Here is a 17,724-nt window from a genome sequence, read left to right as displayed (position 1 = left end):
AGAAGCAAGTTTTAATTTTTAGCGAAAGTTTCCAGCCTTGAATTTTTGGTTCCTTTTGTTTCAAGACAAAAGAACATATAAAATTGTGATATTTATTTGCTTATAAATATGTCCTGATAGGATCAGTTTTTATTAGTTTCTCCTATCTCTCAGCATATTCTCCCTTCTCTGAAAGTATACTTATTTAATGTCACAACCTCTCTGTACAAATTGGTTGGCATTGCTGATCATAAAGTAAAATGAAACAAGGTTCGTCTATCATAATGCAGCAGGTTTTTAAACTATAATCATTATGAAGAATACAAATATACATGAGGGTATCATTCTTATTCCCGATTTCAGCGGGTTTACTGAATTTGTGTTCAATACCAAACTTTATACAGGAGAATATATTGTAAGACAACTATTATCTACGCTGATCGATATGAATGATCAGTATTTTGATATCTCAGAGATTGAGGGCGATGCCATTTTATTTTACAGGTATGATAATCATCCGTCTTATGAACATATTTCAAAAATGCTCTGGAACATGCGGAATGCATTTAACCAAAAGATTAAAGCATTAAGTAAAGAGTTAAGTATGCCCATAGACATGTCACTGAAATTTATTGTACATTATGGGAAATTTTCACAATATACCATCGGAAGCTTTAAAAAGCTTTATGGTAAAACAGTAGTGGAGGCACACCAGATGCTAAAGAATGAATTTGCAGAGCAGCCATCTTATGCTCTTTTTAGCAATTCTTTTTTAGAAAACAGCGAAAACAATGAAGCAGAAACCAATACACAGAAATATCATCTTCCGGAAGGTGGAATGATCCATTATTTTGAGAATGCCAACTAACCTATTTGTTTTTAATCTTTTGAATTTACTATGCGATGTGAAAAAATCAGGATATCTTTTACGAGCTGAACTCGATTTAATATTTTTGATAGTATCCTTATTTGATACTATCAATCCGGGAAAAATAATGATAATGCTGCCGCACGAGTTTAGAGTTTTTAGAGAACATATTTCATTTTTAGCGGAAGGTTCTAAGTCTTGAATTTTTCGTCCTTTTGTTTCAAGACAAAAGGACATATTAAATAATGCAGAATGGCTTTTACAGAAAAAGCAGATCCCATAGAACCTGCTTTTTAAATCTTATTAATAGAAATAATTATTTCAAGGTGAACTTCACCTTCGCCTTAATCGCATCAGAAGAATTCCCGATCAGCGCCTCAAAATCTCCAGGTTCAGCAGTCCATTCGTGGTTATCTGCATTAAAATAGCTCAAAGCTGTTTTATCAATCGTGAAAGTCACTTCTTTCTGCTCGCCAGGATTTAAAAACACTTTTTCAAAACCTTTCAGTTCCTTTTCAGGACGCGGTATAGAAGCTTTGATATCACTGATGTAAAGTTGGGCAACTTCAGCTCCTGCTTTCTTTCCTGTATTCTTTACAGTCACTGTGAACGTGATCTTATCGTCGTGAGACATCACTGTTTTATCAGCAGAAGCTTTACCAAACTCAAATGTCGTGTAGCTCAAACCATGCCCGAAACTGAACAGAGGCTTAATCTTTTTCGTATCGTGCCAACGGTAGCCCACAAAAACACCCTCGTTATAGGTAATGTTAATCGGGTTTTTCTGATCTTTTCCTTTTCCGGCTGCCAGTTCGTCTTTCTGTCCCGGATATTCTCCCAGTTGGTGTGCTGAATTATCTTCCAGCTTCACAGGGAAAGTAAACGGAAGTTTTCCGGATGGATTTGCATCACCGGCCAATACAGAAGCGATAGAATTTCCGGCCTCAGAACCAAGATACCACGACTGTAAAACAGAAGGAACTTCTTTAATCCAAGGTATTGCTACCGCGTTTCCGGAAACCAGAACAACTGCAAGGTTTTTATTCACTTTGGCTAATGCGGAAATCAAATTGTCCTGGTTATAGGGAAGCCCGTAACTTTTTCTGTCGTTACCCTCACTGTCCTGAAAATCAGATTTGTTAAGTCCCCCAATAAAAATAACATAGTCGGATTTTTTGGCTAATTCTACAGCTTCGTTCAGTAATTCAGTTGCAGATCGGTCGTCTTTCAGGTCCTGTCCTGATTTTACCCCGTTATATTCTCCGCCAATATCCCCAACATAACCTCTTGCATACTGTACATCAGCCTGCTTTCCAAACCTGGTTTTAATTCCGTCTAATGGAAGGGTTTCATATTTTACTTTTAAAGAAGAAGATCCACCACCAACGGTCATGATCTTGATAGCATTCTCACCGATAACGGCAATTTTTTTAGCTTTATTAAGATCAATAGGAAGTATATTTCCCTTATTTTTCAGCAATACAATTCCTTCTTCCCCAATCTCCTTTGCTATGGCTTTATGTTCCTCAGAAGCAATATTCCCGAAAGGCTTGTTCCTGTTCATCGTAGTTTTGTAGGCTAAACGAAGTAATCTGGTCACTTTATCGTCAAGTTCCTGTGTTCCTACTTTTCCAGCTTTGATGAGGTCTAAATAAGGTTTTGCTAAATAATAATTGTCGTAAGCATTTTTTGTCCCCGCAGAAAGTCCGTTCGTCCAGCTCCCGAATTCAAGGTCCAATCCGTTGTGGATGGCCTGCTCTGTATTGTTGACTGCTCCCCAGTCGGAAATAACAACCCCTTTGTAGCCCCATTCTTTTTTCAGAATATCATTTAAAAGGTACTGATTCTGGCTGGCGTATTGATTTTTGTACATATCATAGGCACCCATGATCGTCCAGGAATCCCCCTCGGTTACCGCTGCTTTGAAAGGCGGAAGATAAATTTCATAAAGTGCCCGGTCATCAATATTGACATTGCTCGTATGGCGAAACATTTCCTGGTTGTTTAGAGCAAAATGCTTCACAGAAGTAGCCACACCATTGGATTGTACTCCTTTGATATACGGAACCACCATTTTTGAAGTTAAATAAGGATCTTCACCCATATATTCGAAGTTTCTTCCGTTCAAAGGTGTTCTGTAGATATTAACACCAGGTCCCAGAAGAATATCTTTTTTTCTGTATCGGGCTTCTTCCCCCAGAGCTTTTCCGTAATTCCATGACATTTTTTTGTTCCATGTTGCAGAAAGTGCCGTAAGGGCAGGGTAGGCAATAATCGAGTCATTCGTCCAACCTGCTTGGTCCCATTCATCCCACATCACTTCCGGACGTACCCCGTGAGGACCATCCGTCGTCCAGAATTCAGGAATTCCCAGTCTTGGAACACCTGGAGAACTGAATTTGGACTGTGCATGCAGCATAGCCACCTTTTCTTCCACAGTCATTCGGGAAAGAGCATCCTGAATACGCTGTTCTACAGGTTTTGATTCATCTAAATAAACGGGTTGGGTATGATTCTGAGCCATATATGAAGCGGCAATAAAAGTGAATAAACTTACAATGGCGGTTTTCTTGAACATAAAATGCCTTTTTATTGATTAACAACAAAAGTAAGTAAAATTTTTATTATCTCAAATTGAGAAAATAAATTTTAATCAATAATTTTTTTGATCCCGGACTTCTAAGTTTAAAGGTAGGAGAGTTTTAGAGTATGGGTTTGTATTCCGAGGTTTTGAGTTTTTTGTTATAACATACAATCCGCATTCCGAAATTCTCCAATTCTCAAACCTCTGTATCTGTAAAAAACCATCACATATTCCTCATTATTCATGATTTTACCACCCCTTCACCGCACCGCTCTTGAAGATTTCTTCAGCTTTTTTGGCCACTTCATCAGACTGATAAGCTTTCACAAAGTTTTTAACTTTGGCAGAATTTTTATTGTCATGCGTGGCAACGATTACATTGACGTATGGAGAATCTTTATCTTCACTGAATACCCCTTGTTTATCAGCATTTAGTCCTGCCTGTGATGCAAAATTGTTATTGATAATAGCGATAACGACTTCTTTATCATCCAGAACTCTTGGAAGCTGCGGAGCTTCAATTTCGAGGATCTTCAACTGTTTTGGATTTTCAGTGATGTCTGTGACTTTAGGAAGAAGTCCGACACCTTCTTTTAATTTTAAAAGTCCGTTTTTCTGAAGAAGAAGGAGGGAACGTCCTTCGTTGGTAGGATCATTCGGAATAACGATAGTACTTCCATTCTGAAGCTGGCTGATTGTTCTGATCTTCTTTGAATAGGCAACAATAGGATAAACAAAAGTATTCCCTACCACAGCCAGTTTGTAGCCTCTTTGCTTCGATTGTTCATTTAAATAAGGAACATGCTGAAAAGCATTGGCTTCAATATCTCCGTTGTTCAAGGCCTCATTCGGAACCACATAATCATTGAAAGGAATCAGTTCCACATCAAGATTATACTTCTCCTTGGCTACTTTTTTAGCCGCTTCGGCAATTTCCAGTTCCGGACCGTAGGTAATTCCTACTACGATATGGTTCGGATCGTCTTTCTTTCCGGAACATGCATTGAATATGAGAAGTCCAGCCGTTAAAAAGGCTATAATTTTTATCTGTTTCATTAGAATTTTTTATATTAAAAAGGTGTTGAAGTACTCGAGTCACCTTTTATTATTTAGATTTATATTAAATTTTGGGTCCTTTAACCTACCTGTGATCAAACTTTTTCGCTAATCTATCCCCTGCAAACTGAATAATAAACACTAATGCTACCAATAGCACTAATACCACGTTCATAATTACAGCATCATAACCGATATAACCGTATTGATAACCAATCTGTCCTAATCCACCGGCTCCAAGAGCTCCACCCATTGCAGAATAACCTACCAGAGTGATCAGGGTAATGGCTGCATTGTTGATCAGGGAAGGAAGTGCTTCAGGAAGCAGTACTTTCCGGATGATCTGTAAGGGGGATGCTCCTAAGGCTCTTGCTGTTTCAATAAGACCGTGAGGAACCTCAAGAAGGCTATTCTCTACCAGTCTGGCAATAAACGGAGCTGCTCCAACACTTAATGGAACCAAAGCCGCATTCACTCCTATTGAAGTGCCTATGATCACTCTTGTGAAAGGAATCATCCAGACAATTAAAATAATGAAAGGAATAGATCTGAAAATATTAACCAGAATAGAAGTTACCCTGTAATATACTGCATTCTCCAGCAACTGTCCTTGTCTTGTTAAAAATAGTAGAATTCCAACCGGAAGACCCAAAACAAATCCAAAAAATCCCGAAATAAAAGTCATATAAACCGTTTCCCAAAGTCCCTTTCCCAAAAGAGCAATTACCGAATCACTAAGCATATCCTTTTACTGTATTTTGAATTTTATTCTGGTTAAAATAATAGATGGCTTTCTGGTTTTCTTCGGTTTCACCCTGCAGCTGAAGCAGAAGTTTTCCGAAATTGGAGTCACCCAGATATTCTACATCGGCTTTCAGAAGTCTGTAAGGTATTTTGTATTGATCGTAAAGCATTGAAAGCAGTTTTTCAACACTTATATTTTCGTTGAGTTCTATTTCAACCAGCGGAAATAAACCGTCCTGAGGTTCTTTCTGCAGTTTTTTATTGAGTTCCTGGGGAATCGTCATGATATCTGAATTTATAAATTGTCGGATCACAGGATTTTCTTTATCCGAGATGATCTCGCTTAATGTTCCTTTTGCTAATAATTTTCCTTTGTCTATAACCGCTACATGATTGCAGACTGCCTTGATGACTTCCATCTCGTGGGTGATCAGAAGAATGGTAATGCCCAGTCTTTGATTAATATCCCTTAAAAGCTGCAGGATAGACTGTGTAGTTGCCGGATCCAGTGCGCTGGTAGCCTCGTCGCAGAGGAGGAGATAAGGATCATTCGCTAAAGCCCTTGCAATGGCTACTCTCTGTTTCTGTCCGCCTGAAAGACTCCTTGGATAGTCATTGGATTTGTCTTCAAGTCCTACAATTTTCAGCAGTTCATTAACTTTTCTGTTGATCTCATCTTTGCTGACATGGTCTAATTCCAGTGAAAGCGCAACATTATCAAAAACCGTTCTCGATGAAAGCAGGTTAAAATGCTGGAAGATCATCCCTATTTTCTTTCTTTCACCTGCCAGTTGTTTTGAACTTAGTGTAGTGAAATCTCTTCCGTTGATGATGATCTGGCCTTCATCAGGTCTTTCCAGAAGATTCACGGTACGGATCAATGTGCTTTTTCCTGCGCCGGAAAACCCGATGATCCCAACAATATCTCCCTTTTCAACACTCAGGCTTACCTGATCCAGTGCTTTGAAAGACTGCTTTTTTTGATGAAATGTTTTTGAAATGTTCTTGATTTCTATCATTTTGAATGTTCTTGTTAAAATAAAAAGGCCCTACAACGTGGTAAGGCCTTTAGAATATGGTATATCTATTTAAGGTCAGCCACGGGATTTCTGATGCATAGGCATACAGTTGCACATCATCATAGTTTTGATGGTCTGTTTCTTCACTGGCTGATGTTTACATCCTTGTATCATTTTATTTTATTTTCCTGAATACAGGTGCAAATATAGGACATATATTTTTATTAGTCCACTAAAACAATAGACTTTTTAATGTTTTTATTTTGTTTATTTGTAATTAATTGTTTTTCAGTATATTATTTTGTTTGAAATTTTGTTAATATTCATTGATACCGAAAATTGAGCTCATTTGTTAGAAACTGAATCCCATTGGCACCTCCGGTAAATTGGGTAAGTCAAAAAAAATCCCGACTTTTGTTCCCCTTCAATAATCCCGAAATTCATGAAACTTTGTATTGCCGAAAAGCCCAGTGTTGCCAGAGATATTGCCAAAGTATTAGGTGCTACCACGCCTAAACAGGGCTATATGGAGGGTAACGGATACTGTGTGACATGGACGTTCGGACATCTTTGTACCCTAAAGGAACCTCACGATTACGGTCCTCAGTACAAATCCTGGAATTTGTTTTTGTTACCTATAATTCCAGTCAGTTTTGGGATCAAATTAATTCCTAATAAAGGTGTTGAAGCCCAATTCAAGGTTATCGAAAGATTAGTAGAGGAATGTGATGAGGTCATTAATTGTGGTGATGCCGGGCAGGAAGGAGAGCTGATCCAGCGATGGGTTTTGCAGAAAGCAAAATGCAATAAACCCATTCAGCGTTTATGGATCTCGTCCCTGACTGAAGAGGCAATTAAAGAAGGTTTTGAAAATCTGAAACCGGCTGAAGACTATAAAAATCTCTATCTGGCAGGAAATGCGAGAGCGATTGGTGACTGGCTGTTGGGAATTAATGCGACAAGATTATTTACCAAAAAATTTGGAGGGAATAAAGCAGTTCTTTCCATCGGAAGGGTACAGACGCCTACATTGGCGATGTTGGTCCAGCGTCAGAAAGAGATTGATGCGTTCAATACCGAAGAGTATTGGGAGCTTAAAACAAAATACCGTGACGTAATTTTCAATGCAGCGATTGACCGCTTAAAAACCTTAGACCGCGCTGAAAAAGGACTTGAATATCTTAAACTTAATCCTTTTGAAATAGTCTCTTTTGAAATTAAGGAAGGAAAAGAAAAAAATCTTAGACTTTTCGATTTGACAGGTCTTCAGGTGGAAGCCAACAAAAAATATGGCTACTCCGCAGAAAACACCTTAAACTATATCCAAAGTTTATACGAGAAAAAACATGTGACTTATCCGCGTGTTGATACCACCTATTTATCCGAAAGTCTGTATCCGAAAATAGAAGGCATCCTTCGGAAAATGCATTTTTATCAGGATCTGGTTTCCCCGTTATTGGAAGCACCTATTCCGAAATCAAAAGCCGTTTTTGATGATACTAAAGTGACCGATCACCATGCTATTATTCCTACTGAAGTTCCGCCTTCCCAAAACCTGAGCCGGGAAGAGAAGTTGGTGTATGATCTGATTGCAAAACGTTTTATTTCTGTTTTTTATCCGGAATGTAAAATTTCAAATACATTGGTAGAAGGAAAAGTAGGAACTATTCCATTCAAAACGAGTGGAAGACAGGTTCTGGAACCGGGATGGAGAGCGGTGTATGCAAAAGAGCCCAAAGAAGAATCTGCTGATAAAGAAAAAGAGAAGGAAGAAGAACAGACTATTCCTGAATTTACCGTTGGAGAAACCGGGCCACATGACCCGATGATCCACCAGGGAAAAACCACACCGCCAAAACCATACACTGAGGCAACTTTGCTGAGGGCGATGGAGACTGCCGGAAAACAGGTAGAGGACGAAGAATTGCGTGAACTTCTGAAGAATAATGGAATCGGAAGACCGTCTACCCGTGCCAATATTATAGAAACCCTTTTCAAAAGGAAATACATTGAGAAGAAAAGAAAAAATTTGATCGCTACTCCAACCGGAATTCAGTTAATTGATACCATTGAAGACGAACTTCTGAAAAGTCCCGAATTAACAGGAGAGTGGGAGTCAAAGCTCCGTAAAATTGAAAAAGGAGAATATGAAGCCAACCAGTTTAAAGAAGAACTGATTCAGATGGTAACGGAGCTGACCGAGAAAGTGGTGTATGGAAAAGGAAAAGTGATTACACTATACGAAGAAAAAGAAGAAGTTAAAGAAAAGAAAAAACGTGAGCCTGCCGTAAAAAAAGAGCTTCAGTCCTGGGAAGAAACCAAATGCCCGAAATGTAAAGAACATCACCTTATCAAAGGGAAAGCAGCTGTTGGGTGCTCTGATTTCAAGAACTGTGGTTTCAAAATTACATTTGATATTTTCGGCAAGAAATTATCGGACAAACAGCTTTTAGATCTTGTTTTAAAAGGGAAAACTTCAAAACTGAAAGGATTTACTGCACACTCTGAAGCCTTAACAGAGGGAGTTTTAGCGCTGGGAGAAGATTTTCAGGTACAGCTTTCTTAAATTTAACGGAATAATTTATCGTACCAGCCACTGATGTCTTTTTTGATGGTATCATGGTATTTACATAATATCTGCGCCAATTCAAGCTCTGATCTTTCTGATTTGTAAGGATTTAAAGTCAGATAACCGAAAAAATTACCATCCTGATCAACGATTGCCGGCGGATATGAAGCATAGCTGCTCCACGGAGAATAGGTGCTGTATGAACTTCCATAGTTTCCATAACCGTTCCAGATTGATTTTGAGCTGAGTAGATTTCCATAATCACCGAAAGAATTCCAGATAGAGTCTTTATCAAATGTATCACAATTTAAGCATCCAAGATATTGATCTTGGTTGGAACCGCCATACAGGTGTAAGGTCTGAGTCTGAAAAAGACAGCAAATCAGTAGGCTTAAAAATGTGAAAATCTTTGTTGTGGTCATACAGATACTGTTTACTGCAAAGCTACTATAAATCCTATTATTTAACCACAAAAGTCACAAAAGCTTCTAATTCATTGAATACTTAATTCAAAATTTTTTACCGTCCTGAAAACAAGTATATAAGAAGAAAATCAAAAATTTTCATAGAAACTTAAGGATACTTTTATGCGCAATATATTTAGCTTAAATACTTAAGTGTTCAATAAACTTTTGTGGCTTTTGTAGTTTGTAAATTTTTATTCACACGGATCTTCCTGATAACACAGATCAATATTTGAATAATTTTTAAACCATTAAGATCAGTGAAGATGATAAAAATCGTTAAGGAAAATCAAATGATTTTTTTAGGTGTACTTCTTAAAAGCGAAGCTCTACTTACTATTCTTAAAAACTTAAAAAACCTTAATGGTTAAAAATTTTCTCCCGCAGATTTCTCAGGTGGCACAGATTTTTATCATGATAAATAAAAATATTAGATTTTTGGGGAAACTTAAGTGTACTTCTTGTGCGTTATGTATTTAACTTAAAAATAAACTTAAGTGTTTAAAAACTTTTGCATCTTTTGTGGTTAAAAGCTTGTTGAACTATTTAAAATTTCATCATTAAGAAGTAAACTTGTTTTCAATTTTTTGGGTTTTCTGAAAAACATTGGTGAACTTTGTACTACATTCAGATTAAAATATATTATTCATGACTCCGGAAAAAAAGAAACTCATGACAGACAGCTTCGGCCGTTCAGAAACATTGAAATTTTACAATGCCGAATTGCTGGAAGTAGACACCGATTTCGTCTCCATCAAAATTCCCAAAATGGAGATGATGACCCGTAAAGCCGGAATGTTCAATGGGGCTATGATCGCTTCTCTGGTAGATATTTCTTCAGGATATGCTTCAGTAAGCCATTATAAAGATGATTGTTATGTAGTTACGGTTGAGCTGAAGGTCAATTACCTTCGTCCTGCAATGGGAGATGCCCTCATATCGAGGTCTTATGTTGTAAAAGGTGGGGCAAAGATTATCGTGGTAAGAACTGAAATTTATGTTCTTGATGAAAATACGGGTTCAGAAAGCCATGTGGCGACTTCATTGGTAACCATGATGAGAATCAAATAAATAGAACCGTAGCTAAAAACATTCGGTAAATACAGGGGTTACCGGCTTTTTTTAGGATTAAATGGAACAGGATTTGTAACGTAAATATCATAACATTAAAAAATAATAATATGAACTTAATTATCAGGCTGTTCATTACAGCAATCATTGCATACCTTTTAACTAAGGTGCTTCCAGGTGTACATTTCGAAGGATTTTCCTCGGCAATTATTTTTGCCATCGTATTAGGAGTATTAAATATTTTTGTAAAACCTATTTTGGGACTTTTTGGTCTGCCGCTTACCATTATTACCTTAGGATTATTTGCTCTGGTGATCAATGCGGTAATTATTTTGATCGCTGATTATTTTATAGACAGTATGGTAGTAGACGGCTTCTGGTGGGCACTTATCTTCAGTGTACTGTTGTCTTTTGTGACTTCACTGGCCAATTCCATGTTTTCAGACGGAGACTAATAGTAAAAATATAGTAAAAAAATCGGCTGTCTCATTGAGACAGCCGATTCTGTTTTAAGAATAATGATCATTAATCCATCCAATACATTCTTCGTAGGTCTGAACCTGTGCCGGAGTCTGGATATAAGGAGCATTTGTAGGAGCATTTTCGGCGATTTTAGCCATAATTTTCTCCAAATTTCTACCTTTAAAATCAACTCTTGTTGCCTGAATCGAGCCATATTTCAAATGGTCTTTGTGAATGTGCCAAAGATTAGGTGCTCCTGCATCTACTTGGGTTGCTTTAAAATCGCCTGTTTCTAGTGTACTCATGATGAAAAGTTTAAATAGTTAATTAATAAAACGGAATGGATTATGAACTGCTGTTATGCTGTTATAAAATCACGATTCTGTTGATTTCACTGAAGTAAAATTCAGGATTTCCGGCAAGTGAAAGAAGAGGGAAAATACCCATCTTTAAAAAATAGGTGTTTTCCTGTAAAGCACGTCTCAATTGTGAATTGGAATTTTCTTGTTAATTCTTTCGTTCATTGGGATTTTAAGTATTAACTTTGGTCATCTTTGAATTAAATAACAGGAATGGATGAAATCAGAAAGATTCTATAGTTCCGTTAAAAAATGAATACCAACATATGAAATTTAAGTACAGTCTGCTGGCTCTGGCAGCTCCGCTCTTAATGAATGCACAACAGTTAATGACACCTGAAATTCTTTGGACTTTGAAAAAAGTAGGGGTACAGGCAGTTTCACCGGATCAGTCTTCACTGATTTATAAAGTGGGACAGGTAGATCTGAAAACAGAAAAAACAAAAAGTGAGAACTACTTTCTCAATGTTCTTAATAACCAGTCTTCCAAGATAGATTTCGGTAAAAAAAACCTTATTCAGTGGGACAAAAATGGAATTTATGCGCAGGAAGGAGATACGATTTTCCTTTCAAAAGACAACGGAAAAACCTGGTCAGAATTTTACACCATTGGTGAAGTTGATAATATCGTGATCTCTCCGGACGGTAAAAAAATTGCTTTCAGCAAGCAGGTTCTGGTAGAAAAATTAATGGGGAAAGACAAATACAGCGATACCCCTAAAACAACAGCCCAGGTATATACAGATCTGAATCACAGACATTGGGATTACTTCAATGAAGGGAAATACAACCATGTATTTGTTGTAAACACTACAGACAAGGCAGAATCTGCAAAAGATTTACTGGAAGGTAAAACCTGGGATTCCCCTCAAAGACCCTTCGGCGGAGCAGAAGATTTTATCTGGAGCCCGGATTCTTCTCAACTTTTATACGTTACCAAACCTAAAAGCGGGAAAGAGTATGCTACAAGTACCAACACAGACATTTTTGCATACGACCTGGCTTCAGGAGCAACAAAGAATTTAACAGAATCCAATAAAGGGTATGATGTTAATCCAAAATTCAGTCCGGACGGAAAGTCACTGGTTTGGCAAAGTATGACCAGAGATGGTTATGAAGCTGATAAGAATGATGTGAAAATTATGGACTGGAAGTCTGGGAAGACAACGAATCTTACCTCTGGCTGGGATGAAAGTGTTTCAGGAGATGTATTCTGGAGCGGTGATTCAAAAGCCATTTATTTTACCGCAGCATTCAGAGGTACAAAGCAGCTTTTCTCCTTAGATCCTAAGGCCGCAAAAGTACAGCAGATTACAAAAGGTGATTTTGATGTCAATGAGATCTTTAGCGACAACAAATCTTCACTTTTAGTAGGAAGAACAGATGTAAACCATGCAACGGAATTATTCTCTGTTAACCTGAAAAACGGTGAAATGAAGCAGGTGACCGAAGTCAACAAAGATGCTTATGCTAAACTGGCACAAGGTAAATCTGAATTGAAGATGGTAAAAACATCAGACGGCAAAGAAATGGGGGTATGGTTCCACTATCCGCCGAACTTTGACCCCAATAAAAAATATCCTACACTCGTATACTGCCAGGGAGGGCCGCAATCTGCACTGACGCAGTATTTCAGTACAAGATGGAACTTTTCTTTAATGGCAGCCAACGGATATATCATTGTTGCCCCAAACAGAAGAGGAATGCCGGGATGGGGAACACAATGGAACGAAGAGATTTCCAAAGACTGGGGCGGACAGCCAATGAGAGATTATCTGGCAGCAACAGACTTTGCGAAAACACTACCTTATGTAGATGGTGAAAGGATGGCAGCAGTAGGAGCGAGCTATGGAGGATACAGCGTATTCATGTTGGCTGGAATCCACGAAAACAGATTTAAAACATTTATCGCACATGATGGATTGTTCGATATGAAATCATGGTACCTTACTACAGAAGAGCTTTGGTTTGCAAACTGGGACCTTGGTTCTCCATGGGAAAAACCACTTCCTAAAGCATACACAGAATTCAATCCAAGCAACTTCGTTGAAAAATGGAACAAACCTATCATGATTGTTCAGGGAGGTATCGATTTCCGTGTACCTTATGAGCAGGGACAGGAAGCTTTTCAGGCAGCAAAATTAAAAGGCTTGAAATCTAAATTAGTCTATTTCCCGAACGAAAATCACTGGGTACTTCATCCTCAAAACGGATTGGTATGGCAGAGAGAATTCTTCGACTGGCTGAAAGAAACTTTGTAATTTAAACTAAAAATAAATGGTTAAAATGAATTGAATTTCTTTTAATTATTCCTGAAAATATCAATAGAAACGGGCTTTAGCCCGTTTTTTTTATGCGATCACCTGAAGGTTTTAGACAAATTATTAATGAGAAGTTTTAAGTTTTCTAAAGTGGGTTTATGAGATGCGGAACTCGGTGTTGGAAAATGTTCACATTTCACTTGCATAGCAAAATTGATCATTGACATTTCTCAATCTCAGCCTTAAACTTAACCTTAAAGTCTCGTGTCTGAAATCTGAAATCTAGAATCTAAAACCTTTCCCCTTTGTCCCGAGTTTTTATATATTTGAGTATGCAAAACAGAATTTCCTCCTTTCCGCCAATAATCGATGATCAGTCTGAAATTTTAATTTTAGGTTCAATTCCCGGAGTAAAATCATTGGAGAAACAACAGTATTATGCACATCCGCAGAATAAATTCTGGACTATTATTTTTGAATTGTTCAATGAAGAAGTTACTGAAAATTATCCTGAACGGATAAATATTTTAAAGAAACATCATATCGCAGTCTGGGACGTTATAGACTCCTGCGAAAGAAAGGGAAGTCTGGATTCGGAGATCAGAAACGAGGAAGCTAATCAAATCGCAGAACTTTTGGATCAACATCCTCATATCAAAGCTATTTTTTGTAATGGAGGAAAATCATACAAGAATCTGCAGAAACTTTTAGGTAAAAACTACAGACTGCCTATTTTTCAGCTTCCTTCCACAAGCCCTCTTCACACGGTAGCTTTTGATAAGAAACTGGAAGAATGGAATAAGATTTTAGAATTCCTGATTTAAAATTTTAGATCAACAGTTAGTTGTTGGTTTCGGCGCGGGGAGCATCGCTCCCGCGCCGAAACTTCCCCCCTGTCCTTAAATACACACATCAAAAGCCTAACGCAGATTAGGCAGATGTTAAATCCGTGGAGCAAATCTAATGAACACGCAAATACGTTCTCAAGCCTTTCAGCAGTTCCAGCTGATTTCTCGTCCTATCCAGGTTATGGTCAGTATATTTAGTAGCATAGTAGGTATTACCATTCAGATAATCAGTCAGAAAGCGGATCGCCTGAATATAGATGACAGTCTGCGCTGCATAATCAAGATTTTCAAGCTCTTCAAAAGTCAGTTTCTCTTTTAAATACAGCAGAAACCCGTCTTTTACAGTTCTGTAAATATGGGGATTAAAATTATGATCTGCATTTCCATTGTCCTCATCCAGTATATTGGAATAAGATCTTGCCATGTCACCGAAATCATACAGGATTGTGGAAACCGTTACTGTGTCCAGATCAATAACAGCCAGAGGTCTTGAATTCTCATCAAAAAGAATATTTCTTACATTGGGATCTCCATGTATAATTCTTTTAGGCAGCAGACCGTTTTTTTCCATTTCGATCCATTTTTGCGGAAGAAAAAGCAACTCGTTCATTGTCTTGATTTCCGGCTCAGCATTTTTCAACAGACCTTCATTTGCATATTGTAAAGATACCTGGTAATCCAGGATTCTTTTTTCAAAATTAATAAAATCCGGAATTGGGGGCTGAACGTCCGGAAGATGTTCAGGGTTTATCATATTTAAAAAACATCCTACAGCCTTTGCCGATTCATAAGCGGCTTTGATATCGGGAATCTTAAAGAAAGTCTTTGTATCTTCAATGAAACTGAGCATTCTCCATGATTCTCCGTCGTCATCTTTTTGAATAAAACTTCCTGATAAAGTGGCCTTTGGTTTTACGATTTCCAGCGGATAATTTCCCTCTTCCAGCATCCGGTTGATTAAAAGATGATTTTGACTGATGATCTCAGGAAACGGAAAAACCTGAATGTTGATCTTTTGAAGGATCCATTTTTCTTCAGAATCATGATCTTCTACCCAATAGGTGGTATTGATCAGTCCATTGGTAATAGGAGTGACCGTACAGTTTTCAGTTCCGGTAAATCCGGTAACGATTTGTTTTAATTCCATAAATCTTCTGGATATCTGTTTTTTGCGACTTCTGATGTCAGAAAATCTTTAATACTGCTTTTATCATTGGCATAGGTAACTCCTATCCACTGCGAAGGAGAAGCTTTCACTAATACTTTTGCCTTTCTCTCGTCAATCATTCTCTGTACGGCAGAAGGAATGTAAAACTCCTGCGAAGGCTCCGGATCTGATTGTACAAAATCATTAAAATACATTTCAAGAGCATCAAAAATATCCGGATGAAAAATGAAAAAATTCATAGATACCAGCATATCAGGAACTATTTCTATATCCTTTCCTTTTTCAGTATACATGATAAGATTTCCTACCTTCCGGATAGAGGTCTGTTCCTCTATTTTTACGAGATAATTTTCAGCATCTAAAGTACATATTCCCCGGGCTACATTTCCGTTTCCACTTAAAGTAGACCCTACCGGGTAGGCAGCCATTCCGAACTGCGATCCTGAAATATGCATATCAATTTCTTCAGCTGCAAGCTGATATGCCTCTTTTCCATAAAAATCATCCGCGTTAATCATAACAAAAGGGTCCTGCACCACATTTTTTGCACAGAGAACAGCATGGCCGGTTCCCCATGGTTTCTGTCGTTGTGAGAAGTCAAAATCCGGTGACAGGAAATTTTCTTTTTCCTGATACACCCAGTGAAGCTCAAAATCTGCTTTTCCGGATATGGTATTTAACCTTTCAATATAGCTTTGAGGAATCAACCTGTTCACAATAATAATAACTTTGCTAAAACCGGCTTGCAATGCATCATAGATGGAATATTCCATGATCGGTGAACCGTTATCCAATATTCCGTCTATCTGTTTCAGGCCTTTATAACGGCTTCCAAGGCCACCTGCTAATATGAGTAGTGTTTTTTTAGAATTCATCCGTCATTCCAAATACAGGTTTACGGGTTTTCCATTTTCCGTTGGTGAAATCCGGAATATCAACAGCCTGGCCTCCTTTAGCAATAGATTCTTCGCTGAGCGGCGTGATAGAATACCATAGAGCAAGATCATACACATCCATAGGGAATTCTATATTTCGCTTGATACATTCGATGAAGGTATTCATGACGAAGAAATCCATTCCGCCATGACCCGCGCCTGCAGCAGTATTTTCAAATTTTTTCCACATAGGATGGTCAAATTCCTTCATCCATTTTTCTGTATTCTCCCATCGGTGGCTGTGATTCATTGTTTTTTCAAAATAAATGTGCCCCTGGTTGAAATCTCCCCAGCCGAAATCCTGCCATAAACCTTCCGTTCCCTGCACTCGGAATCCAAGATCATAAGGTCTCTGCAGACTTGTATCATGGGTTAAAAGGATAGTCTCGCCATTCGCACATGCAATTTGTGTGGTGACAATATCTCCCTGATTGAATTTTACTTTTGCATTCGGATGATTTTCTCCGCCTTTCGGATGTTCCACAATGTATTTATGCAGTCCCACAGATTTTGAAGAGAATGAGGAAAGCCTCGTCAGGCGGTTGCCACGGTTAATATCCATCATCACTGCCACAGGGCCTAATCCATGGGTTGGATAAAGCTCTCCGTTACGTTTTACATAATGTTCCGTTCTCCAGTGGGCCTCGCTGAACCCCTTGTCCCCAAATTCAGCACCCGAATTGTAAGGCGTAACACCGTCATTGAAAAGAACTCCTCTTAAATCATGCTGATAGCCGCCTCTTCCGTGCACCAGCTCTCCGAACATTCCTTTACGGACCATATTCAGAACAGCCATGATATCCCTGCGGTAACAAACATTCTCCATCATGAAAATAGGAACCTTCGTTTCTTCATATACTTTTACAAATTCCCAGCAGTCCTGTAGCTTTATCGCTCCCGAAACCTCCATACCTACGATCTTCTTAGCTCTCATAGCTTCCGTTCCCTGTGGAAGATGCCATTCCCATGGAGTTGCAATGACAACAGCATCAATGGTTTTTAATTTTAAAAGATTCCGGTAGTCATAATCTCCGTTTGAAAATTCCTGGGCCGCAGATTTATTATTATCTTTCAGTATTTTCTGGGAGGCCAGAAGCATTCGTTTATCAGGATCTGCAAAGGCTACAATTTCTACGTCATTACGTTTTGCCAGCAGCTTTACATGTTCCTGCCCGCGGAGTCCTACACCGATAAAACCGACACGGATTTTTTTATCTGATTTAAAATCATTGGAGTAGGCAAATAAAGAATTAGGTAAAACCAATGCTCCAAAGCTTGCCAGGGCAGCGGTCTTAATAAAGTTTCTGCGTGAAGAGGTGGTGTCCATTAAAATTTTT

The 17,724-nt window shown here is 38.3% G+C and carries 15 protein-coding genes; 6 read left to right on the top strand and 9 right to left on the bottom strand.

Going from position 1 to position 17,724, the window contains the following annotated elements; translation table 11 throughout:
• Nucleotides 1–292: 292 nt before the first annotated feature.
• Nucleotides 293–847 (top strand): DUF2652 domain-containing protein, encoded by a 555-nt coding sequence (locus DRF60_RS06005; protein WP_116011203.1) that lies wholly within the window; start codon nucleotides 293–295, stop codon nucleotides 845–847.
• 316 nt (nucleotides 848–1,163) lie between these two features.
• On the opposite strand, the gene DRF60_RS05995 is transcribed toward DRF60_RS06005, so the two are convergent.
• From DRF60_RS05995 to DRF60_RS05980, 4 genes are all read right to left on the bottom strand, one after another.
• Entirely contained in the window at nucleotides 1,164–3,425 is a 2,262-nt protein-coding gene (locus tag DRF60_RS05995) for a glycoside hydrolase family 3 C-terminal domain-containing protein (RefSeq protein WP_116011201.1), read from the bottom strand.
• A 255-nt stretch (nucleotides 3,426–3,680) separates the two neighbouring features.
• Nucleotides 3,681–4,487 carry a methionine ABC transporter substrate-binding lipoprotein MetQ gene (gene metQ / locus DRF60_RS05990; RefSeq protein WP_116011200.1) on the bottom strand — a complete coding sequence of 269 codons (807 nt, stop codon included), beginning with the start codon at nucleotides 4,485–4,487 and terminating at the stop codon, nucleotides 3,681–3,683.
• An 85-nt stretch (nucleotides 4,488–4,572) separates the two neighbouring features.
• The gene (gene metI / locus DRF60_RS05985; RefSeq protein ID WP_116011199.1) at nucleotides 4,573–5,229 is read right to left on the bottom strand and encodes a methionine ABC transporter permease MetI; all 657 of its coding nucleotides are present in this window, start codon (nucleotides 5,227–5,229) and stop codon (nucleotides 4,573–4,575) included.
• Complete coding sequence (locus DRF60_RS05980) at nucleotides 5,222–6,250, bottom strand: methionine ABC transporter ATP-binding protein (protein ID WP_116011198.1); 1,029 nt, start codon at nucleotides 6,248–6,250, stop codon at nucleotides 5,222–5,224. Before DRF60_RS05980 ends, metI begins: the two co-directional genes overlap by 8 nt.
• A gap of 442 nt (nucleotides 6,251–6,692) precedes the next feature.
• Between DRF60_RS05980 and DRF60_RS05975 the strand changes: the two genes are divergently transcribed.
• The gene (locus tag DRF60_RS05975; protein ID WP_116011197.1) at nucleotides 6,693–8,816 is read left to right on the top strand and encodes a type IA DNA topoisomerase; all 2,124 of its coding nucleotides are present in this window, start codon (nucleotides 6,693–6,695) and stop codon (nucleotides 8,814–8,816) included.
• Between the two features lie 2 nt (nucleotides 8,817–8,818).
• Here the strand turns inward: DRF60_RS05975 and DRF60_RS05970 are convergent, their stop codons facing one another.
• Nucleotides 8,819–9,241, bottom strand: a complete 423-nt coding sequence (locus DRF60_RS05970; protein WP_116011196.1) for a hypothetical protein — start codon at nucleotides 9,239–9,241, stop codon at nucleotides 8,819–8,821.
• A 690-nt stretch (nucleotides 9,242–9,931) separates the two neighbouring features.
• Between DRF60_RS05970 and DRF60_RS05965 the strand changes: the two genes are divergently transcribed.
• Complete coding sequence (locus DRF60_RS05965; RefSeq protein ID WP_116011195.1) at nucleotides 9,932–10,354, top strand: PaaI family thioesterase; 423 nt, start codon at nucleotides 9,932–9,934, stop codon at nucleotides 10,352–10,354.
• Between the two features lie 110 nt (nucleotides 10,355–10,464).
• Complete coding sequence (locus DRF60_RS05960) at nucleotides 10,465–10,809, top strand: phage holin family protein (protein WP_116011194.1); 345 nt, start codon at nucleotides 10,465–10,467, stop codon at nucleotides 10,807–10,809.
• A gap of 54 nt (nucleotides 10,810–10,863) precedes the next feature.
• Here the strand turns inward: DRF60_RS05960 and DRF60_RS05955 are convergent, their stop codons facing one another.
• Nucleotides 10,864–11,121, bottom strand: coding sequence for a hypothetical protein (locus DRF60_RS05955; RefSeq protein WP_116011193.1), 258 nt, complete (start codon nucleotides 11,119–11,121; stop codon nucleotides 10,864–10,866).
• A 320-nt stretch (nucleotides 11,122–11,441) separates the two neighbouring features.
• On the opposite strand from DRF60_RS05955, the gene DRF60_RS05950 reads away from it, so the two are divergent.
• Nucleotides 11,442–13,436, top strand: a complete 1,995-nt coding sequence (locus tag DRF60_RS05950) for a S9 family peptidase (protein ID WP_116011192.1) — start codon at nucleotides 11,442–11,444, stop codon at nucleotides 13,434–13,436.
• A gap of 332 nt (nucleotides 13,437–13,768) precedes the next feature.
• Nucleotides 13,769–14,260 carry a DNA-deoxyinosine glycosylase gene (locus DRF60_RS05945; protein WP_116011191.1) on the top strand — a complete coding sequence of 164 codons (492 nt, stop codon included), beginning with the start codon at nucleotides 13,769–13,771 and terminating at the stop codon, nucleotides 14,258–14,260.
• A gap of 136 nt (nucleotides 14,261–14,396) precedes the next feature.
• Here DRF60_RS05945 and DRF60_RS05940 read toward each other — a convergent pair whose 3' ends face one another.
• Genes DRF60_RS05940 through DRF60_RS05930 form a run of 3 tightly spaced genes read right to left on the bottom strand, consistent with a single transcriptional unit; the run spans nucleotide 14,397 to nucleotide 17,714 of the window.
• Entirely contained in the window at nucleotides 14,397–15,431 is a 1,035-nt protein-coding gene (locus tag DRF60_RS05940) for a phosphotransferase enzyme family protein (protein WP_116011190.1), read from the bottom strand.
• The gene (locus tag DRF60_RS05935; protein WP_116011189.1) at nucleotides 15,422–16,327 is read right to left on the bottom strand and encodes a sugar phosphate nucleotidyltransferase; all 906 of its coding nucleotides are present in this window, start codon (nucleotides 16,325–16,327) and stop codon (nucleotides 15,422–15,424) included. The genes DRF60_RS05940 and DRF60_RS05935 overlap by 10 nt, the downstream gene beginning before the upstream one ends.
• The gene (locus tag DRF60_RS05930; RefSeq protein ID WP_116011188.1) at nucleotides 16,317–17,714 is read right to left on the bottom strand and encodes a Gfo/Idh/MocA family protein; all 1,398 of its coding nucleotides are present in this window, start codon (nucleotides 17,712–17,714) and stop codon (nucleotides 16,317–16,319) included. Before DRF60_RS05930 ends, DRF60_RS05935 begins: the two co-directional genes overlap by 11 nt.
• Nucleotides 17,715–17,724: the final 10 nt, after the last annotated feature.

It is taken from the genome of Chryseobacterium elymi, assembly GCF_003385495.1.
Classification (GTDB): Bacteria; Bacteroidota; Bacteroidia; order Flavobacteriales; family Weeksellaceae; genus Chryseobacterium; species Chryseobacterium elymi.
This window is presented reverse-complemented; position numbering and strand designations above follow the sequence as displayed.